At 66.8% G+C, this 21,064-nt stretch carries 15 protein-coding genes; 7 read left to right on the top strand and 8 right to left on the bottom strand.

The annotated features are described in order from the left end of the window. The first annotated feature begins 395 nt into the window (after positions 1–395). Positions 396–1,946 carry a phospholipase D family protein gene (locus tag BT264_RS18180; protein ID WP_072439434.1) on the top strand — a complete coding sequence of 517 codons (1,551 nt, stop codon included), beginning with the start codon at positions 396–398 and terminating at the stop codon, positions 1,944–1,946. Positions 1,947–1,968: 22 nt separating this feature from the next. Here BT264_RS18180 and BT264_RS18185 read toward each other — a convergent pair whose 3' ends face one another. Next, positions 1,969–3,435, bottom strand: coding sequence for a MocR-like pyridoxine biosynthesis transcription factor PdxR (locus BT264_RS18185; RefSeq protein ID WP_072439436.1), 1,467 nt, complete (start codon positions 3,433–3,435; stop codon positions 1,969–1,971). A 326-nt stretch (positions 3,436–3,761) separates the two neighbouring features. Between BT264_RS18185 and BT264_RS18195 the strand changes: the two genes are divergently transcribed. Beyond that, positions 3,762–4,418, top strand: a complete 657-nt coding sequence (locus BT264_RS18195) for a pyridoxamine 5'-phosphate oxidase family protein (RefSeq protein ID WP_072439440.1) — start codon at positions 3,762–3,764, stop codon at positions 4,416–4,418. Between the two features lie 126 nt (positions 4,419–4,544). Here the strand turns inward: BT264_RS18195 and BT264_RS18200 are convergent, their stop codons facing one another. From BT264_RS18200 to BT264_RS18220, 4 genes are all read right to left on the bottom strand, one after another. Then, entirely contained in the window at positions 4,545–6,365 is a 1,821-nt protein-coding gene (locus BT264_RS18200) for a S53 family peptidase (RefSeq protein WP_072439442.1), read from the bottom strand. An 864-nt stretch (positions 6,366–7,229) separates the two neighbouring features. Beyond that, positions 7,230–8,717, bottom strand: coding sequence for an efflux transporter outer membrane subunit (locus BT264_RS18210; RefSeq protein ID WP_072439444.1), 1,488 nt, complete (start codon positions 8,715–8,717; stop codon positions 7,230–7,232). Positions 8,718–8,730: 13 nt separating this feature from the next. After that, positions 8,731–10,317 (bottom strand): MDR family MFS transporter, encoded by a 1,587-nt coding sequence (locus tag BT264_RS18215; protein WP_072439446.1) that lies wholly within the window; start codon positions 10,315–10,317, stop codon positions 8,731–8,733. After that, the gene (locus tag BT264_RS18220; RefSeq protein WP_072439448.1) at positions 10,310–11,434 is read right to left on the bottom strand and encodes an HlyD family secretion protein; all 1,125 of its coding nucleotides are present in this window, start codon (positions 11,432–11,434) and stop codon (positions 10,310–10,312) included. The genes BT264_RS18215 and BT264_RS18220 overlap by 8 nt, the downstream gene beginning before the upstream one ends. Before the next feature lie 92 nt (positions 11,435–11,526). On the opposite strand from BT264_RS18220, the gene BT264_RS18225 reads away from it, so the two are divergent. Beyond that, entirely contained in the window at positions 11,527–12,357 is an 831-nt protein-coding gene (locus BT264_RS18225) for a CerR family C-terminal domain-containing protein (RefSeq protein WP_072439450.1), read from the top strand. 27 nt (positions 12,358–12,384) lie between these two features. Here BT264_RS18225 and BT264_RS18230 read toward each other — a convergent pair whose 3' ends face one another. The 3 genes from BT264_RS18230 to BT264_RS38360 all read right to left on the bottom strand — a co-directional run bounded on the left by BT264_RS18230 (position 12,385) and on the right by BT264_RS38360 (position 16,435). Beyond that, entirely contained in the window at positions 12,385–14,865 is a 2,481-nt protein-coding gene (locus tag BT264_RS18230) for a mechanosensitive ion channel family protein (protein ID WP_072439452.1), read from the bottom strand. Between the two features lie 367 nt (positions 14,866–15,232). Further along, entirely contained in the window at positions 15,233–16,192 is a 960-nt protein-coding gene (locus tag BT264_RS18235) for an LLM class oxidoreductase (protein ID WP_072439454.1), read from the bottom strand. Positions 16,193–16,297: 105 nt separating this feature from the next. Then, positions 16,298–16,435 (bottom strand): GNAT family N-acetyltransferase, encoded by a 138-nt coding sequence (locus tag BT264_RS38360; protein WP_239483269.1) that lies wholly within the window; start codon positions 16,433–16,435, stop codon positions 16,298–16,300. A gap of 1,023 nt (positions 16,436–17,458) precedes the next feature. Here BT264_RS38360 and BT264_RS18245 point away from each other — a divergent pair. From BT264_RS18245 to BT264_RS18260, 4 genes are all read left to right on the top strand, one after another. Continuing rightward, positions 17,459–18,355 (top strand): NAD-dependent protein deacetylase, encoded by an 897-nt coding sequence (locus BT264_RS18245; protein ID WP_072439456.1) that lies wholly within the window; start codon positions 17,459–17,461, stop codon positions 18,353–18,355. Next, positions 18,352–18,993 carry a DUF938 domain-containing protein gene (locus BT264_RS18250; RefSeq protein ID WP_072439458.1) on the top strand — a complete coding sequence of 214 codons (642 nt, stop codon included), beginning with the start codon at positions 18,352–18,354 and terminating at the stop codon, positions 18,991–18,993. Before BT264_RS18245 ends, BT264_RS18250 begins: the two co-directional genes overlap by 4 nt. Positions 18,994–19,090: 97 nt before the next feature. Continuing rightward, on the top strand, positions 19,091–20,503 hold the full coding sequence (gene gndA / locus BT264_RS18255; RefSeq protein WP_072439460.1) for an NADP-dependent phosphogluconate dehydrogenase: 1,413 nt from the start codon (positions 19,091–19,093) through the stop codon (positions 20,501–20,503). A 196-nt stretch (positions 20,504–20,699) separates the two neighbouring features. After that, positions 20,700–21,044: a DUF4148 domain-containing protein gene (locus tag BT264_RS18260; protein WP_034180037.1), complete on the top strand. Its 345-nt coding sequence runs from the start codon at positions 20,700–20,702 to the stop codon at positions 21,042–21,044. The last annotated feature ends 20 nt before the right edge of the window (positions 21,045–21,064 follow it).

Consider the following 21,064-nt stretch of genomic DNA (forward strand, 5'->3'; position numbering starts at 1 on the left):
GTACAAAGTGTGTGCCGGATCGGACATGGGGCTGTCGGATCGACGCGGATCAGGCGGCTATTCGCGCCGCATGTCTGTGCGGTGCCGGACGCTTGGTCTTCATCCGATTACGCGCCGTCCGGGGCGTCGTCCGCACAGGCTTCGGCAACTTGAGCAGCGCGCTGCCCGCAGGCGTGGCGCTACCGCGAACACTGCGTCGGCGGCATGTCGCGCATCTTCGGAACACCACCACCGGGAAAACATGGGAGTGTGCCGTCCCGATGGCAATCGAAGTATGCTGTGGCGCGGCACGGTCCGCGCGCGATGCCTGTCGGGCGCCCGGGCAGCCGTCGAGCCCCGAGATCCATCCGGCGGCCGGAATAAACATGCTTCGCCCGGGAGTGGCGACGGTAATCATGATCATGCTGCGTTCGTGGGGTGCGATTCTTTCGTTGCTGGCGCTCGTCGCGTGCGCCAGCCTGCCGCCGCAGGCCGACCGCGCGCCGACGCATGCGTTCGCCGACACGGAAAACACGCGGCTGGGCGTTGCGTTCCGCCAGCAGGCCGGTATGCATCCGGGGCAGGACGCGTTTCATCTGCTGACGGATCCGGTCGATGCGCTGGATGCGCGCGTGCTGCTTGCGGACCGCGCGGACCGGTCGCTGGACCTTCAGTACTACATCTGGCACGACGACCTGACCGGGCACGAACTGGCCGACGCGATCATTCGCGCGGCCGATCGCGGCGTGCGCGTCCGCGCGCTGCTCGACGATCTCGGCACGAACGCGGACGACCGCAAGCTGCTCGAGATCAGCTCGCACCCGAACATCGAGATCCGGCTGTTCAACCCGGTTGCCACGCGTACGTTCAAGAAGATCGGCACGGTGTTCGAGTTCTCGCGCGTCAACCGGCGCATGCACAACAAGGCGATGATCGCGGACAACCAGGCGGCGATCGTCGGCGGCCGCAATATCGGAGACGAATACTTCGGCGCATCGTCGATGCTGGAGTTCGGCGATCTCGATGTCGTCGTCCATGGTCCGGTCGTGAAGGACATCTCGACGGAATTCGATACGTTCTGGAATTCCCCGTATGCGTATCCGATCGACGCGCTGGTCGGGCACGACGCGGCGCCGGGCGGGCTGGACCGCGAGCGCGAACGGTTGCGCGACTACCTGAGGGCGATGGAGGACAATCCTTACGTGCTCGAAGCGAGGCAACGGCTCGACCGGATCGTTCATGGGCAGGGCACGGAACTGTCGTGGGGGCGCGCGACGGTGCTGTACGACGATCCGTCGAAGATCGCGCATTCGCCGAAGGACAGCGACGGGCATCTGATGCCGCAGCTGCGCGCGCTCGCATTGCAGCCCGAACATGACCTGCTGATCGTGTCGCCGTATTTCGTGCCGGGCGAGGCCGTCGTCGATCGGCTGCGCGCGCTCTCGGCGCGCGGCGTGCGCGTGACGGTGCTGACCAATTCGCTCGCGTCGACCGACGTGGCGGCCGTGCATGCCGGCTACCGGCGCTACCGAAGCGATCTCGTGGCGGCCGGCGTGCGGCTTTACGAGCGGAGGCCGTCGGGCGACAAGAGCATTTCGAAGCAGGTCATCATCGGGTCGTCGCGTGCGTCGCTGCATGCGAAGACTTACGTGTTCGACCACAAGAGCATTTTCATCGGGTCGATGAATCTCGATCCGCGCTCGCTGAACCTCAATACGGAGATCGGCGTTTACTGCGAGAGTCCGGCGATTGCGTCGCAGGTTGCAAACGACCTGGAATCGCGACTCGACCGTATCGCGTGGCGCGTCGAGCCGAGGACCGATCCGGCGGGGAAGGGGCAGCTCAAGTGGGTTCAGACCGATTCGGACGGGACGGTCGTCGAACTCGATCAAGAACCGGAAGTGTCGGCCGCGCGCCGGATGGAAGTCTGGTTTCTCGGGCTGTTTCCGATCGAGTCGCAACTGTGAGCGACGATGCGGCGTGCTGCGCTCAGCACAGCGAGCGGTTGAGTTTTTCGATGACGTCCGCGAACTGCCTCGTCGCTGTTTCGATCGTCGCGTCGCTTAGCCCGGAATATCCGAGCACGAAGCCGTTGTACCGGCGGCCGTCGCCGACACCGTAGCTGCTCAGCGGCTGAAGCAGCAAGCCATGCGCGTCCGCCGCGCGCGCGACTTCGGTATCGTGCAGCGGCAGCGCGAGATCCGCCGACAGATGCATGCCGCCCGGGCTTTCCCGAACGCTCAACGAAGTGCCCAGATGGCGGGCGAGTGCCGCTTCGAGGCTGCTGCGCCGCGCGGCATACAGCGCCCGCATGCGGCGCAGGTGCCGCGCAAAGAGGCCGGTGTCGATGAATTCGGCCATCGCCAGTTGATCGGCGGAATGGCCGCGATGGACGAGTTCGCGCAGCGTCCTGGCGAAGCGGTCGACCAGCACGGGCGGCACCACCATGAAGCCGAGCCGGAGCGCGGGAAACATCGTCTTGCTGAACGTGCCGAGATAGCAGACGGGCGCGTCGGCATCGAGGCCCTGGATCGCCGGGAGCGGCTGGCCGCCATGGCGGAACTCGCTGTCGTAGTCGTCCTCGATGATCCACGCGCCGCATGCGCGCGCATGCTCGACGAGCGCCGCACGTCGCCGCGGGCTCATCAGCGCGCCGAGCGGGTATTGGTGCGACGGCGTCGTATAGATCAGCCGGGGCGATTGGGCACGCCACTGTTCGTCGGTCGGCGCCATGCCTTCGTGGTCGACCTCGATCGGCACGATATTCAGGCCGGTCGAGCGAAATGCCGTCCTGGCGCCGTTATAGCAAGGGTTTTCGAGCCAGCCGAATTCGCCGGGATCGGCCAGCATGCGCGCGCACAACTCGAGGCTGCCCTGCGTGCCGTCGGTGATGAATACCTGGCCAGCTTCGCAGCGCACGCCTCGCGAAACCTGGATGTAGGCGGCTACGGCGCGCCGCAATTCGGGCAGCCCTTCGACCGGGCCATACGCGAGCTGGGCGGGCTTGACGGCTTTCCATGCGCGCTCGATGCAACGGCGCCACTGGGCGACCGGGAATTCGTCGAGCGAAGGAAGGCCGGGGACGAACGGCAGCATGCATTCGGGCTCGGGATGGGCGTTCTCCAGGCCGTACACGCGCTCGGCCAGGCGAACCGGGGCCGGGCTGTCGTCATTCCCGGCGCTCGAACGGCCGCATCCGTCCCACAGCGTGATCGTGCCGTTGCGCGTGGCCGCCACGAAGCCTTCCTCGGCAAGACGCTCATACGCATAGACCGCGGAGTTGCGCGCGATGCCCAGCTCCGCCGCGAGCACGCGCGTCGACACGAGCCGCGTGCGGGGCGGAATCTGCCCGTCCAGCAGCATGTTGCGCAGGCTCCGGTACAGGGCTTCCTGCTGGCTGTGTCTTGTCGTGCCGTCCTGTCTGGAAAGCGACGAGATGAGCAGCGCGAGATCCATAGGCTGGTTCCAGAATTTTTCCTTGGGCTGGTTCTTTTTAAGAATCAATGCACATCGTATTGTTCGCATTCTCGCGGCGCAGCCCCGTGCCGGGCGATTCGCAGCGGATTGCCGGTACGTCGGACGATCGTTGCAACGGCGTATTTTGATCGATTCGGCGCGCGACTGTCGATAAGTCGATCGACCCGTCGTTCGGGCGTGGATGCTGCACGATTCCGATTCGATTCATTTCGCAGTGCATAGATGTTTTCGATCGAATTCCGCGTGTTGCCGAAACGCGGACCGCTCGATGCGCGCCAGATGGCGCACGAACAGGAAAACCAGACATGAAAGACCATACCCTCATCTCTCCCGCATCCCGTACCACCATACGCCGCCTGCCCGAACTGGCGAATCACGATCGCACGATGCTCCACCGCATCGTGGACGATGCGTACGTCTGTCACATTGCATTCGGCGACGGACACGACACGCACTGCATCCCGACCGCGCACTGGAGAAGGGGCGATGACCTCTATATTCATGGATCCAACGGGAGCCGGATGATCAAGGCGTTGTCTGCGGGCACGCAGGCGTCCGTGGCGATTACGCTGCTGGATGGGCTCGTGCTGGCCAAGTCTGCCTTCAGTCATTCGATGAATTATCGATCGGCGGTGATCTACGGGCAGTTCGACACGGTGGAGGGTAGTGCGGAAAAACTCGCGGCGCTGGATGCCTTCATGGACAAGATCGCCGCGGGCCGCAAGCATGAAGCGCGACCGGGCAATTCGAAGGAACTCAACGCAACCAGCGTGCTGCGGATTTCCCTTGAGGAAGCGGCCGTGAAGGTCAGCGATTCGCTGCCGTCCGACAAGGAGGAAGATCTCGCGCTCGCCGTGTGGGCGGGAATTCTGCCCCTGAAGACGACGCGCGGTACGCCGGTTCATGCCGACGGGAGCGGCAGCGTGCCCGTGCCGGACTACGTCCGGAACTGGGCCGATTGAGTATCGCGGCAAGATCGGGATGTTTGGCAGAAAACCCGCGAGGCTTCGCGGGTTTTTTACGCAGTTGCATGCGCTTCCGGGTGCGCGAAACGGCGCGCACCCGGAACGGCGTCGGTCATCGATCCATCAGCGCGCGAAATCCGACGTGCTCTGGATGAACGCGTTCAGCTTCGAGATGTTCACGCTGCCGAAGCCCGTCGTCGCGTCCCAGCCGGCCTTCGCCTTGTAGCCGTAGGTGCCGCTGCCGTTGTTGCCGGACGTGACGTCGTGCAGCAGCGCCGCGTTGGTCGGGAAGTACTTGTAGATGCTCGACGCGGGGAACCCGAGCGCATTGTTGTTCGCCGACTGCAGCCGCGCCCAGATGCCCGTGAAGATCGGCGCGGCGAGGCTCGTGCCGCCTTCGTTGTTCAGGTAGCCCGAGCCCCACAGCGTGTCGGACGTCTGGCCGTTCACCACCAGAATCGCGCCGGTGCGCAGGTCGGCGTCGAAGCCGACGTCCGGCAGCGCGCGCTTGGTCGACCCGGTGAGGCTCGACGATTGCCACGACGGCGCGGCCTCGTACTTGCTGTATCCGCCGCCCGTCGACCACACGGTGCCCGGCTGCCAGCTCGGATCGTTCCAGACGATCTCGCTGTTGTACGCATTGGTCGACGTGTTGGTGAACAGCGTCGTGCCGCCCACGGCGATCACGTACGGCGACGTCGCCGGTTCGCTCACCGTGTAGGTCGAGCGCGACGGCGTGCCGCTCGCGCATTCGTACGCGCCATGGTCGCCCGCGGATACGGAGAAGGTTTGCCCTTGAGCGACCGCCTGCTTGAAGATGGTGTCGTCGGTCGCCTGCGAGCCGGTGCTGTTTGCGGACGATTCGCACACGCCGAGCGACACGTTGATCACCTTCGCGACGTTGTCCGTCACCACCTTGTTGTACGCGGCCGTGATCGCGGTGAGCGTCATCGACGGCGCCGCGTAGAACACGACCTGCTTCACGCTGCCGCCGGCGGCGCCGACGATCGACTGGCTGTCGAGGTTCCACTCGACGGTGCCGGACGTATCGGTATACGAACTGCCTGCCGGGCCCGTCTGCACGATGCTGCTGCTGATCGTGCCGAGGCCGTTGTTCGCGGCGAACGTATTGAGGTCGCTCACCGTCTGCGACAGGTCGCCTTCGGAGATGATGCCGACCGTGGTTTGCGAGGCCGTCGGCGTGCCGTCGCCGCCGTAGAGCGACGAGAATTCGGTCGGGTTGTGCGGCACCGCCGACGCGCCGGCCGGGATCGTCAGGTTGCTGGTGTTGCCTTGCGGCTTGCTGCCCGCGCCGGTATGCATCAGCTCGACGTTCTGCAGGCCGAGCACCGCGCCCACGATGCCGCCGATCGCGTTCGGCACTTGTGCGGCGTCGGTATTCGCATAGACGCTGCGGCCGTTGCGCGTGAAGCGCTTGAGCGTCGTGCGGAACGCCGACTTGATGGTCGCCGCGGTGCCGGATGCGGACACCAGCAGCCGGTTCGGCGCGACCACGATGTTCACGAAACCTTCCTTGCGCAGGTGCGCGACGACGGACGCGACCTGCTGGTCGGTCGGCGCATATTGCGCGGCGAACTGCGCGGGCGTGAGGAACTGCCGGTAGTGCGGCGAGCCGGGCGTATGCAGGTCGCGCAGGTACTTGTCGAGTTGCGCTTCGTTGCGCAGGTTCAGCCCGAGCACGATGTCCACCGATTCGCCGGGCGCCATGTCGATGGCCGCGGCTGCTGCCGCGGCCGTGCTCGCGGCAGGCGCGCCGGCTTCGCTCTGCTGCACGAGCGGCAGGAACCCTTTGGTGCGCGTTTCCGTCCAGCCGGCTGCCGGCGCGGCGTGGGCGGTCGCCATGCCGAACGAAGCGGCCGCGGCGGCGCATGCGAGCTTGACGATGCGAATGTGCTTTTGTTTCTTGTCTGCAACCTGATTCATTTGAATTACCCCTCCGGTTGAACATCGAACGGCACGAACAACAACGGTCGACGGCGGTGCGGGTCGTGCATCGCCGCATTCTGTCGCGCTCGCGCGGTTGGCGCGGACGCGACAGGGCCTTTCGCCCGATCCGGAAAGGTGGTTTCTCCCCGGGGGCGAAATACGGAAAACGCGGTAGCGGAAGGGCTGCGCCGCGATGCGGGGCAGCCGCGCGGACATGGCGCGGGCGGGATTGCTAGAGCAACAGCTTCGGTATCCTGCTCATTTCATTCGATCCTTCGGCCCGCTGCCGGATGGCAGTCGTCCAATGAGATGCATCGGGATATTGCATGCGCCGGTGCGCGAACGACACGGCCGGCGGCGAGCACTTCGGTGCGGCGGAAGCGAAAAAACGTAGAGCGGAATCGATTGCGTGGTGAACAATTCGTCCAATTGCTTGAATCGGACGGTATCAAGAACGAAAGCGGAGTGTCAAACTTTTTTTGATCATATGAAACAAAATTAAATCGAATAACGTGCAATGTTTTTGAAAAGATCGGCGGTATTTTGTAATTTTCGAGGTCGCCTTCGCAGGTAATGCCGGAGGCGATTCGCCAATCATTTCCGATTCGTTCTGTAATGGGCCGAGCGTTATCGAGGAGGTGCTCGACATCGTCGCCGGCACGGTCACTGCGCGCCCCACGCTGATTTCGTAGTAGTGCGTATGGAGACGCTATCGTGCATGTATCGCTCAGGCGATGCTGCAGACGATCGAACGCGCGATGCCTTCATGTGCTTGACGAACTGCATTTCAAGCATCGATACCGGTCGGCATGGTTACCGGTCATCGCGCGAGACGGCCGCGCGGCAACGATCAACCCGCCTTCAACCCGCGTCCGCCTGCCATCCGAGCCCGAGGCTCTTCTGCAGCGACACGTAATCCTTGATCAGTTCGGCTTGCCCGGCAATCACGTTCTGCTGCGCGGACAGCGCTTCGCGTTGCGTGTCGAGCAGGTCGATCATCGACGCGACGCCCGCGCGATAGCGTTCGTCCATCAGCGATCGGGAATGCACGGCCGACGTTTGCACCTTGGTGAGCGCAACGACGTGTTCGCGCTGGTGCCCATAGCGCTGCAGTGCGGTGTTCGCATCCTGCAACGCGCCGAGCACCGCCTTCTGGTAATTCGCTTCCGCTTCGTCGCGCGACGCTTCGGCCGCGCGCACCGCGCCGCGTGTGCGTCCGAAGTCGAGAATGTTCCATTGCAGGTACGGCGCACCGACCCACGTGAAGTTCTGCTTGCGCAACAGATGGCCGGGGTCCGTCGCACTGAAGCCGAGATCGCCGAGCAGCGTCACCTTCGGGAAATAGTCGGCGACATGCTCGCCGATCTGCGCATGGCTCGACGCGAGCCGACGCTCGGCCGCGCGAATGTCGGGGCGCTGCTTCAGCAGTGCGGCCGGATCGCCGATTGCGACGCTGCCGGGCAGCGTCGGCAGCGGGGTGTCCGGTGTCGACAGCGCGGCGTCGAGCGCGCCCGGCGCGCGGCCCGTCAGGATCGCGAGCCGGTCGAGCGATTCCGTTACCTGCGCGTCGAGCGGGATCAGCGATGCACGCGTGTTCTCGACCAGCGTCGTCAGGCGTTCGATGTCCACATCGGCCGCGACGCCGCGCGCGCGGCGCTGCTGCGTGAGTTCGAGCATCTTCTGCTGCAGTTCGGCCGTGCGCTGCGACAGCGTGAGACGCTGCTGCCGGTCGCGCAGGTCGACGTATGCGGTCGCGACTTCGGCGGCGATCGACACCTGGGTGTCAGAGAGGTCGGCGTCGACGGCCTCTGCCTGCGCGGATGCGGCTTCAACCGCACGGCGTGTGCCGCCGAACAGGTCGATTTCCCAGGTCGCGTCGAAGCCGGCCGAATAGAGTTGCAGTGGTCCGGAGCCGCCAAGCGACGGCGATGCGCCGCTTGACTGGTTCGAGCCGTTCGACGGCAGCAGCGAGCCGAGCGCGCTGACGTCCGGTTCGCGCATGCGGATGGCCGCAACGGTGGCCGACGATTTCGGCAATTGGGCCGCGCGCTGTTGCGAGAGCTGCGCACGCGCTGCGCGCAAGCGCGCCTGCGCGGCGTGCAGGTCGGGGTTGTACACGAGCGCGGCGGTGATCAGGTCGTCGAGCTGGCGATCGTTCAGCGCGTGCCACCACGCGCTCGGTGCGGGCGCTGAGGTGTCGACGCCGGATGCCGGCGCGCGCACGAAGGTCGGCGCATCCGGCGCGGCGGGTGCGCCGCGGTAGTCGGGGCCGACCGTGCAGCCGGCGAGCAGGCACGCGGCCGCGCACAGCGTGAGTGCAGGGCGGCGGGGCGGGGAGAAGGATTTCATCGCGTAAGACGGTTCAATGGCCGGACGACATCGGCTGCGGGCCGCGTGGCGTTCTCAGCAGCAGCGCGAGCGGCACGCACGCGAGCAGCGCGAGGCCCAGCAGATAAAAGGTTTCGGAATAGGTCATCACGACCGCCTGGATCTGGATCTGCTGCGCAAGCTGTCCGAGCGCACGCATGTTCGAATACGCGAGATCGCCGGTGTGAGCGAACCAGTTGGCCGCGTAGGCCGACAACCGGTCCTGCCCGATCAGCGAGTTCGCGCTCACCGATTCGCGGAGCGCGGCCGTATGGAAGGTCGTGCGCCGGTCGATCACGGTGCCGATGATCGCGAGCCCGATCGAGCCGCCGAGATTGCGCGCCATGTTGTAGAGCCCGGCCGCGTCGCCCGAGTCCTCGCGCGCGACGGCCGCCATCGACGCCTGGTTGAGCGGCATCATCGCGAGCATCTGCGCGACGCCGCGGATCAGCTGCGACCATACGAAGTCGTGGCCGACGCTCTGCGCGGTCAGGCCGATGTCGAGCATGCAGCTCAGGCAGAACAGCAGCAGCCCCGAGATCACGAGAACGCGGAAGTCGACCTTGCCGAGCAGGCGCGGCAGGATCGGCATCACGAGAAAGGCCGGCAGCCCCGACAGCAGCATGATCGCGCCGGCCTGCTCCGCGTTGTAGCCGGCGACGATCGCGAGGAACTGCGGCAGCAGGTAGGACACGCCGTACAGTCCGGCGCCGACCGCAGACACGATCACGATCACGCTCGCGTAGCGCGGGTTGCGCATCAGCGACAGCCGCATGATCGGCCGCTTCGCGAAGCGCTGCGACAGCGCGATCAGGATCATCCCGGCGAGCGACACGGCGCTCAGCGTGACGATCATCTGCGATTCGAACCAGCGTTCGCGCTGGCCCTCCTCGAGCACGACGGTGAGCGAGCTCAGCCCGATCGCGAGGCCGGCGATCCCGAGCCAGTCCGCGTTGAAGAACGTAGTCCATTGCGGGCGGTCCGACGGCAGCCCGAACCACAGCAGCGCCATCAGCAGCAGGCACACGGGCAGGTTCAGGAAGAAGCACCAGCTCCAGTTCACGTTCTCCGCGAGCCAGCCGCCGAGCACGGGGCCGAACAGCGGCCCGAGCAGCACGATCAGGCCGAACAACGTCATCCCGACCGGTAGCTGCGACAGCGGCAGCCGCGTGCGGATGATGGTCTGCGCGGTCGGGATCAGTGCGCCGCCCGTGAAGCCCTGGCCGATCCGGCCGGCGATCATCATCGGCAGCGAATGCGACCAGCCGCACATCATCGAGAACGCGATGAAGAGCGCGGAGTTCGTCAGCAGGAAATTGCGCAGCCCGAACACGCGCGTGAGCCACGCGGCAAGCGGGATCATCACGATTTCCGACATCAGGTAGCCGGTCGAGATCCACGTGCCTTCGGTGCCGGTCGCGCCGATTTCGCCCTGGATCTGCGGCAGCGCGGAGTTCGTGATCGAGATGTCGAGCGTCGCCATCAGTGCGCCGAGCGCGCCGGCCGCGACCGCGATCCAGTCGGTCACGCTCGCGCGGCTTTCGTGCGGCGGCGCGGGTGTCGTCGCGGGCGTGTCAGCCATGGCGCTTCTCGTCGCGGGCCGAGCGCGTATCGACGTCGACCGTCACCGACAGTCCCGGCAGCAGCATGCGCTGCGCGCGGGCATCCGCGGCGAGGCGGATGCGCACCGGCACGCGCTGGACGATCTTCGTGAAGTTGCCGGTCGCATTCTCGGGCGGCAGCAGCGCGAACTGCGCGCCGGTGCCGGGCGCGAAGCTGTCGACGACGCCGGACAGCGCGCCGTCCGGCAGCGCGTCGACGTGCAGTGCGACGGGCTGGCCGATGCGCATCTGGCCGATCTGCGTTTCCTTGAAGTTCGCGACGAGATAGATCGCGTCGACCGGCACGACGGTCAGCAGGCGCGTGCCGGGTTGCACATATTGACCGACGCGCACCGTGCGATCGCCGACGCGGCCGTCGAGCGTGCTGCGCACGACCGTGTTGTCGAGGTCGAGCTGCGCCTGCGCGGCACTGGCCTGCGCGGCCTCGAGCTGCGCGCGTGCCTGCTGGAGTTGCGCGGTGAACGACGCGATCTGCGTGCGTGCGGCTGCGATCGACGCATTGTTCGCGGCGAGCGTCGCGGCTGTCTGGTCGCGCGTGCTCTTCAGGTCGGCGACGCGTTCGTGCGTTTCGGCACCGGTCGCCGCGAGCGGCGCATAGCGCGCGTATTCGTCGCTTGCGTGACGTGCATTGATCTGCGACACCTTCGCCTGCGCATCGGCTTGGTCGAGATTCGCGTGCTGCTGGTTGATGTCGGCTTCGGCGCGCGCGATATCGGCGCGGCGCGCGTCGACGGTCGCGAGCGATTGCGCGAGTGCAACCTGGTACTGGCGGACGTCGAGCCGCACGAGCGGATCGCCGACCTTCACGGCCTGGTTGTCGCGGACGTAGACGTCGGTGACGTAACCGGCGACCTTCGGCGCGGCAGTCATGCTGTCCGCCTGCAAATAAGCGTCGTTGGTGCTTTCGATGAAGCGGCCGACCGTCCACCAGCGGCCGAGCCAGACGGCGGCGCCGAAGGCAGCGAGCACGGCGACGACGAGCAGGATGCGTCGCTTCGATCCGCTGGTTCCGTTGCGCGGCGTTGTTCCGGTTTCCTGACGATTTGCTTTCTGTGGCGGATCTTGCAACGTCGACATGCGGGCATCCAATTTATTCCAGGTGGAAGAATTATTCCAGTTGCTAAAATTGTGTCAAGTAGAATGTCGGTCGATCGGATGACGAGGAAGGCATGAACGAAGCGAAGAAGCTGCGCCGCACGTCGGCGGGCGGCTACGCGCGCGGCGACGAGACGCGCCAGCGGATCATCGAGGCGGCGATCGAGCTGTTCGGCGAACGCGGGTTCGCGGGGGCGTCGACGCGCGAGATCGCCGCGATGGCCGGCGTGAACGCGCCGGCGCTCCAGTACTACTTCGAGAACAAGGAAGGCGTTTACCGCGCGTGCGTGGAGACGATCGCCGAGCACGGCTGGGAGGTGTTCGCGCCGGCGGTCGGCCATGCGTGGGCGATGCTCGATGCGGACGCTGACGTCGACGTGCTGATCGACGCGTTCGTCGCGCTGCTGCGCGCGCTGTCGGACCGGATGTTCACGGCGCCGAAGACGATGAACCAGCGGATGTTCTTCGCACGCGAGCAGGGTGGCCAGGAGCCGGCGAGTGCGAGCGAAATCCTGATGAAGCGCATGCGCAAGCCGCTCAACGACGTGAGCGCCGAACTGATCGGCCGCATCTCGGGGCGGCCGGCCGACGATCCCGTCACGCGGTTGCGCGCGCTGAGCCTGTTCGGGCAGATCACGGTATTCCACATCGCGCAGCGTTCGGCGCTTCAACTGCTCGAATGGGAAGCGTTCGACGGCGAGCGCGCGGTGCTGCTGATCGAGACGATCGCCGACCAGACGCGCGTGCTGCTCGAACAATGGCATGCGCAGCGGGACGCGTGTGCCGCTGCTGAAGCCGGTGCGAAGCGCGGGCAGCGTGCTGCGGCGAAACGCACGGCGAAGCCGGGTGCGTCGACGCCCGCGGCGGCAAGCACGCGGCGCGTGAAGAAGCCCGCCGCGCGTTGAGCGCGGCGCGCCGTTAGCCGTTGCCGGTCAGCTCGGCTTGCGCTCCGGTTCGCCGGCCGACGGCGGCCGGGCCGCCGTTGCGGCGGCATTGCCGTTGCGGGTGCTGCGGCCGCTTTCGCCTTCGTCCTCGCTTTCGCCGTTGCCTTCCGGCCGCGATCCATCCGCGTACGCGACGAGGCTGCGTTGCGGATTGGCGATCCGGATGCCGCGTTCGCGGAACGTCTCCGCGATCCGCCGGTTGAATTCACGCTGCACGCTCCAGCGCGTCGAGTCCGTGCACTGCATCTGCCCCGCGAGCGCAACGGCCGCGCCGTCGACCTGGTCGATGCCCCAGTAGCTGAAGTCGGACAGGATGCCGTCGTGGTACTGCGGATCGTCGCGCAATGCGGTGCCGATCTCCTTGAGCGTCGCGATCGCGCGATCGATGTCCTCGCCGTACGCGATGCTGACCTTGACGGCCGCGTTGCCGAGCCCGCGATTCGTATTGTTGACGGTCGTCACCGAGCTGAACGGAATCGTGTACAGCGATCCGTCGCCTGCACGCAGCCGCACGGTGCGGATCGACAGGTATTCGACCGTGCCCGACACGCCGGCGAGCGTGACCCAGTCGCCGACCTGCATCGCGTTTTCCATCAGCAGGAAGATCCCGGTGATGAAATCCTGCACGAGCTTCTGCGAGCCGAAGCCGAGCGCGACGCCGAAGATGCTGGCGCCGGCCAGCAGCGGGCCGACGTTCACGCCGAGTTCGCTGAGCCCCGTCAGCACGACGACCAGCGCGATCATCACGAACAGCAGCGAGCGCAGCATCGGCAGCAGCGTGCGCAGCCGCGCCGCGCGCACGAGATTGCCTTCGCGGGTCCAGCGCTGCAGGCGGCGCTCGATCGCGATGTTCGCGGCTTCCCATACGACGAGCGCGACGATGGCCGCGATCGCGATCGTCACCAGCGCCGACGCGAGTCGGTGGCCGATCGTGCCGGTCTCGAACGCGCTGAAGATCGGCACGCCCCAGATCTGCAGCAACAGCACGACGGTCACGATGCCGAGCGCGCCCGATACGATCCGGCGCAGCAGCGGGTAGTAGCGGTACGCATGCAGATGGACGAGCGTGCGGTCTTCGTCGCGGCGCTGGAACAGCCGCGCGAGCGCGCCGAACACGACGATCGACACGATCCGCATGCCGATCATCGCGGCGATCGAACGGCCGCCGAGCGTGATCAGCACGCGGTAGCCGTTGTGGACGTCGAGCGCCCACACGAACCACAGCGCCATCACGATGAATACCGACACGGGCGCCCAGGCGTCCGCGAGCGCGTTGCCGATTACCGCGAAGGTCGGCCGGTCCGCGCCGGCTGCGCGGATTCGCACGGCGACCGGCCGGCGGCACTGCAGGATCAGCGCCGCGATCATCACGTGCCCGACGAGCGCGACCGCTTTCAGCAGCGCGACGTGACCGGCCTCGCTGAGGCCGATGTTCGCGGCGATCTCGACCGCGGCCGTGCACACGCCGACCACGATCACGATCCGCGCGATCGAGCGTTGCGCGAAGTCGGCCCATGCATCGCTGATGTGCAGCAGCCGCAATTGCCGCGCATCGGGCTGGAAGAACAGCCGGCTGACGATCGTGACGAGCCGGCCGATCACGTAGATGTCGATCAGCGATTCGAGCGCGGATTCGATCGGCGTGCCTGCGTCGCCGGTCATCGACATCGTCAGGCTCGCGACGCCGACGAACACGAGCAGCGGCACCGCGCGCAGCGCGAGGCTGACGAGCGCGCGCGGCATCCGGTGCAGCAGCGTGGTATGGCGCTGCGCGTCGCCGCGGCCTTGCGATGATGTGGGTGCGGTGTCGGGAGCGTGGGCGGCGTCGGGTGGAGCAGATGATTCCGGCGGCGGCGCGTTGTCGTCGTCGGACGTGACGGCATCGGGCGCGGTGCTGCGCGACGAGTCGGCTCGCCGTGCGGCCAGCGCGGCCAGCGCGCGCCGCAGCAGCCGCTTCGCGAACCATTCGAACAGGAACGCGGGCACGAGCACGGCGACGATGAGCCAGATCGCGTGCGCGAGATCGGCGCGCTCGTCGGCGCGCACCAGCTTGTCATGCCACCAGCTTCCGACCGAACCGACATCGAGCAGCGAGCGCAGCGATTCCTTCAGCGCGCTGCCGATTTCGGTGGTCCAGCGCGCCCCCTGGCGGACGAGCATCGACGCGAGCCCGTTCGACGTGAGCGCGGCAGGCGCGGAGGCAGCCGACGCGCCGCTTGCCGCAGCCGCTTCGCTTGCCGTGACCGCGGGCGCGCTCAATGCGCCGACGGCCGCGATCGCACGCAGCGTCGTTTCGACCTGAGCGCGATCGCGCGGGTTTTCGAGCACGTCGAGTGCCTGCCGGGCCTGTTGCGGCGTCAGCGCGGGCGCGGTGCCGGAAGCGGCCGATGCGGCGGCCGGTGCGGGAGAGGCCGCATGCGCGGCCGAGACGACGGCGGCGAGTAGCCAGCCGAGGAGGAAATGTCGCATGGGTAGGCATGCGGGCGCGCATCGGCGCGCGGCCCGCGGAGCTGAACGATGGACGGAAGTTAACATGATCGCGATCGGAACCGAATAGTTCCATCGACGAATATTTGAATCGGGCATACGCGAGGCGGCGCGGGCGTTTGCGGCTTGTTCGTGCCTGTAGACAGTCCGATATGCGGACACGTCTTCTTTATCGAATCGTAAGCGTCCTGTAACGCGTGCTTGTTGGTGCCCCGGCGTGCAGATGTGAACCGGGAACGGTTTTTGAACGCGAATGGCGCGTCGTTACGCGAGCGTTCGCCCGATCGTGAACAAACGACGATCATCGCGACACGCATGTCGTATGTGATGGCTTCGCATTCCTGACGAATCACGCCGGCCCGTCGTGGAAAACCGGCAGCACATGCTCGGCGAGTTCTTCGATGACCTCGCGCACGGGCCGGTCCGCTCCCGGATTCAGCGTGACGTGATGCGTGCCCGCCGCGCGCATGTCCCGCAGGACGTCGACCAATGCGCGGCGCCCGGTGGCATAACCGAGCGACAACGCGGTAGCCGGCGCATCGGGATGCGTGGCGAGGTCGAGCCGCATCGACACGCCGAACGCGCGAAAGGCCGGCGATGCGAGCCGGTCGACCGCCGCGCGCCACATCGAATAACGGGCGCGCTGCGTGTCCGGATCGCGGTGGTACGTCATCCAGCCGATCGAGTGCCGCGCGATCCAGTCGACGCTTTGTCCGCCCGAGCCGACCGCGAGCATCGGCACCGCGTCGTCGCCGCGCGGCAGCAGCGTGAATTCAGGCGCGTCGGGCGGCGCTTCGTCGGGCAGCACGCGCGACGGCAGACCGAGCGCGGCCGCGACGACGTCCCAGTGTGCGCGATAGCGGTCGCGCCGCGTTTCCGCATCGACGCCGAACGCCGCGTATTCAGGCGGCCGGTCGCCGGAGCCGAGCCCGAGGATGAAGCGTCCGCCCGACAGCGTCGCGACCGACAGCGCGCCTTTCGCGATATGCAGCGGATGACGCAGCGGCAGCACGATCGCGCCGCTGGCGAGCGCGATCCGGCGCGTGCGCGACGCCAGTGCACCGAGCAGCACCCACGGGTCGAGGTGGCCGACCGGGTCGGGATAGTCGGCGCTGTTCAGCGGCACGTCGCGAATCCACAGCGCGCGAAAGCCGAGCGTATCGGCAAGCGCCGCGAGTTCGAGCTGTTCGTTGAAGTCGGCGACGATATTGCCGCTGCGAAGCAGCGGCAGCGTGAGGCCGATCGACAATTGCCCGGCGGAAAAGACGCGGCGTGCGACGTCGGCGCGGGCGAGGGCGTGCGTGGTCATGTCGAATCCCTGGAGGCGGTGCAAGGCGAACGCGCGGCGTTCCGTGTCCGAATGCTAGCGTGTTTGCGCCAGGCAGGAGCGGGGTGGCCCGGGCCGAGCACGGCGCTACGCGATCCGCAGCGTCATGCCGCGCGGCGCGAGGCCCAGGCGTGACGCCACGCGTTGCGATGCGCGGTTGTCGCTGTCGGTGCTGTAGAACAGCGTGCGGTAGTCGATATCCAGCCAGTCTTTTGCGTCAGGCATGCGTCGAGGATGGGTTTCCGGTCAGGCGGCGGAGAGCCGTCCGAAGGGCACGCGTCCTGTCATGCGTGCACCGCCACTGTCGGGCGATTGTAAGACGACTGCTGGCGGCGCCCAGGAACAACGCCGCGATGCCAGCCCGGGGCCGGTGTGGCAAGCCGGCAGGCAAGGCCGCCCGTCGTCGATCCGGAGGGCGTTTCAGTTTCGAAACGTTCGCGTTCCTCGCCGGTGCACGATCCCCGTCGAAGGCCTCGCATCGGCCCGCGCGGCCTTGCGGCATGAAGCATGGTGCGCTCCTTGCATATCTGTGCGTGCCGTGAGCGCGATCGCAGACGCAGTCGGCCCGGCGATCGCTTCAGTGGGTCGGACGTATCGAATACGGGGACAAGAGAATGAAAAGAGACCGAACCGCAACGTGTCATGTTGCAAATATGAATCGCCGACCTGCCAGGGTATTCGCTTCGCCGTTGATCGCGGCGACGTGAGCGCGCGGCTTTCCGTTCCATCCGGGCAATCGGGTTCGTTCCGAACGACGGCGTGCATGCGTGACGCACGAGGCCGACCGGTGCCGGTCGGCCGTCGGGGATGAACCGCGAATGCATGCGGATGGCCCCGGCCTGGATCCAGGATCGTCATTTCGCGGCGCAACGCGAGTCGTCGTGCGGCGGATGCGTTCGCACGCCGCGCATTGCATCGGCGTGACGGGCCCGAAGAACCGGATTGCACGGGAAAGCCGGTGGCGCAACGATGCGTGCGGCATCGCGGAACACGCGTAGTCCAGGGGAAGCGTTCGCCATTCTCGGCGCGGCGGACGCCACAATATTGTGCTGTCAGTTGATCCACTACCCCGATGGATCAATTGTTGAAGCGCCCATCGCCGAGCGGCTGATGGGCGTCTTTTTTTGTGCGCGGGTTTGTCGTGCGGGCCGCCGGCCGGATCGCGCGGCGTTCTGTATCATGTGCTGGCGCGCGGGCCGCTCGTGCGGTCGCACGGCTGGCCGGCGCGCCCGCTCAAGCGTTGCCAACATGAACGATCAAGCCTTGCACGACCCCTCATCCGCTTGTGTCGAGCCGACCGCGCTCGACGCGCTGCACACGTTTGTCGAGCGTCATCCGCGCCTGCTCGTGCTGACCGGCGCGGGCATCAGCACCGATTCCGGCATTCCCGGCTATCGCGACCGCAATGGCCAATGGATGCGCTCGCCGCCGATCCAGCTCCACGAATTCCTCGGCTCCGACGCGGCGCGGCGACGCTACTGGGCGCGCAGCATGATCGGCTGGCCCGTCGTCGGCCGCGCGCAGCCGAACCGGTCGCACGACGCGCTGGCGCGGCTCGGCCGCGCAGGCCGGATCGAGCGCCTCGTCACGCAGAATGTCGACGGCCTGCATCAGCGTGCGGGCAGCGACGACGTGATCGAGCTGCACGGCGGGATCAACGGCGTGACGTGCCTCGAATGCGGCGCGCATCATGCGCGCGCGACGATCCAGAACGTGCTCGAAGCCGACAATCCCGACCTGCTGGGCGCGCAGGCCGAGCCGGCCGCCGACGGCGACGCGCACCTCGAATGGGCCGCGCTCGACACGTTCCGCATCCCGGCGTGTCCCGCGTGCGGCGGCCTGCTGAAGCCGGCGGTCGTGTTCTTCGGCGAGAACGTGCCGCGCGAGCGCGTGACGCTGGCCGCGCAGGCGCTCGATGCGGCCGATGCCTTGCTCGTCGTCGGGTCGTCGCTGATGGTGTATTCCGGGTACCGCTTCTGCGTATGGGCGCAGGCACAGCACAAGCCGGTCGCCGCGCTCAATCTCGGCCATACGCGCGCCGATCCGATGCTGACGCTGAAGGTCGAGGCGCAGTGCGCACCGGCGCTCGACGCACTCACCGCGCGGCTGGGCTTCGCGCGCAACGCACCGGAGCACGCATCGTGAGCGGCCCGACATCTACGCCCGATCCGTCCGCGCGGCTGTCGGCGCCGGCGGCCGAACGCAATCGCGGGCCGATCCTCGACGTGTTGCGCCGCGTGCTGCCGGCGACCGGCAGCGTGCTCGAAATCGCGAGCGGCACGGGGCAGCACGTCGTCCATTTCGCACAGGCACTGCCGGGCCTGCGCTGGCAGCCGAGCGATCCCGACGCGCAGGCGCGGCGCTCGATCGCCGCGTGGATCGCGCATGCGGGCCTCGCGAACGTTGCCGGGCCGCTGGCGTTCGACGTGCGCGATGTGTCGTGGCCGGTCGACGCGCTCGACGCAATCGTCTGCATCAACATGATTCACATCTCGCCGTGGGCCTGTACCGACGCGCTGTTCGCGGGCGCGTCGCGCCTGCTGCGGCCGGGCGGCGTGCTGTTCCTGTACGGCCCGTATCGTCGCGAGGGCCGGCATACGGCGCCGTCGAACGAAGCGTTCGACCTGCAGTTGCGCAGCCGCGACCCATCTTGGGGCGTGCGCGATCTCGAAGCCGTCGTCGCGCTCGGCCTCGATCGCGGGCTCGACTGCATCGAGGTCGTCGAGATGCCGGCGAACAACCTGAGCGTCGTGTTCCGGCGGCTTCCGCACGCGGAACAATGACACGCAAGCGCGCATCGCCGCCGGGTTTCCACTATCCTTTCGCCTGTGCGCGCGGCCCGGGTCGGGTCGCGCCCTGTTTTTTCCGGAGAATTGACTAATGGGCAAACAAGCAATCGGTGTGATCGGGCTCGCGGTGATGGGCCGCAATCTCGCACTCAATATCGAGAGCCGCGGTTACGCGGTGTCGGTGTACAACCGCAGCCGCGAGAAAACCGACGAACTGATCGCCGAATTCCCCGGCCGCAACCTGGTGCCGACCCATACGCTCGAGGAGTTCGTCGCGTCGCTCGAAACGCCGCGCCGGATCCTGATGATGGTGAAGGCGGGTGAGGCGACCGATGCGACGATCGCGTCGCTCAAGCCGCTGCTCGAGAAGGGTGACGTGCTGATCGACGGCGGCAATACGCACTTCACCGACACGATTCGCCGCAACCAGGAACTCGCGCAATCGGGCCTGCATTTCATCGGCACCGGCGTGTCGGGCGGCGAAGAGGGCGCGCTGCGCGGCCCGTCGATCATGCCCGGCGGCCAGCGCGACGCGTACGACCTCGTCGAGCCGATCCTCAAGCAGATCGCCGCGAAGGCGCCGTCGGACGGCGAGCCGTGCGTCGCGTACATGGGCCCGGATGGTGCAGGCCACTACGTGAAGATGGTCCACAACGGCATCGAATACGGCGACATGCAATTGATCGCCGAAAGCTACTCGGTGCTGAAGAACGTCGCGGGCCTGACCAACGACGAGCTCGGCGCGGTGTACACCGAATGGAACCAGGGCGAGCTCGACAGCTACCTGATCGAGATCACGTCGAAGATCTTCGGCAAGAAGGACGAAGAGACCGGCAAGCACCTCGTCGACGTGATCCTCGATCGCGCCGCGCAGAAGGGCACGGGCAAGTGGACGAGCCAGAACGCGCTGGATCTCGGCGTGCCGCTGCCGCTCATCACGGAATCGGTGTTCGCGCGCGTGCTGTCGTCGCTGAAGACCGAGCGCGTCGCGGCCAGCAAGATCCTGTCGGGCCCGGCTGCCGCGCCGTTCGACGGCGATCGCGCCGCGTTCGTCGAAGCTGTGCGCCGTGCGCTGTACCTGAGCAAGGTGATCTCGTACGCGCAGGGCTTCGCGCAGCTGCGCACGGCGTCCGAAGAGTACGGCTGGAACCTTGACCTCGGGACGATCGCGAAGATCTTCCGCGCGGGCTGCATCATCCGCGCGCGCTTCCTGCAGAAGATCACGGATGCTTACGCGAAGGATCCGGCGCTCGCGAACCTGCTGCTCGATCCGTACTTCCAGGACATCGCCGCGAACTACCAGGCATCGCTGCGCGACGTCGTGGTCGCCGCGGTGAAGGCCGGCGTGCCGGTGCCGGCGTTCGCGTCGGCGGTCGCGTACTTCGACAGCTACCGTTCCGAGCGGCTGCCGGCGAACCTCGTGCAGGCGCAGCGCGACTTCTTCGGCGCGCACACGTTCGAGCGTACCGACAAGCCGGGCAGCTTCCACGCGAACTGGTCGTAACCGGCCCGCGGACGCATTGTTGCGAAAATCTATTCTTTGAATAGGGTTTTTCTATCCGGATGCCGACATTGTTGGCTCCGGGGAAACAGTGTTTTCGCTCTTTCATGGTTTTCCCTAGGGGACGTCGGGACTAAACTCTGTTCCATCGCTGCAGACATGGTGTGTGCGGCGGAGCAAAAAAATCCCGGAGGTAATCATGAAATCGCTGATCGCAACGTTCGCTGCAGCTGCTGTCCTCGCCGTTCCCGCCGTCTCGTTCGCCCAACAGAACGCGCCCGTTACCCGTGCGCAGGTGAAGGCCGAACTGGTCCAACTGCAACAGGCCGGCTATAAGCTGGGCAGCGACCGCACGGACTACCCGGCAGGCATCCAGGCAGCTGAAGCTCGTGTGAACCCGCAACAGAACGTCGCCGCCGCCGACACGACCGGCTATGGCGCGCAACCGGCCGCCGCGCAGGAATCCGGCGCTCCGGCCGCAGCAAAGACCGGCTGGCAAGTCAAGCGTATCGCTGACGGCGCACCGGTCTACAAGGGTCGTTAATGGCTCGGCCGCCCCGGCGG

The sequence above is a fragment of the Burkholderia sp. NFPP32 genome, assembly GCF_900119325.1.
GTDB lineage: Bacteria > Pseudomonadota > Gammaproteobacteria > Burkholderiales > Burkholderiaceae > Burkholderia > Burkholderia pyrrocinia_C.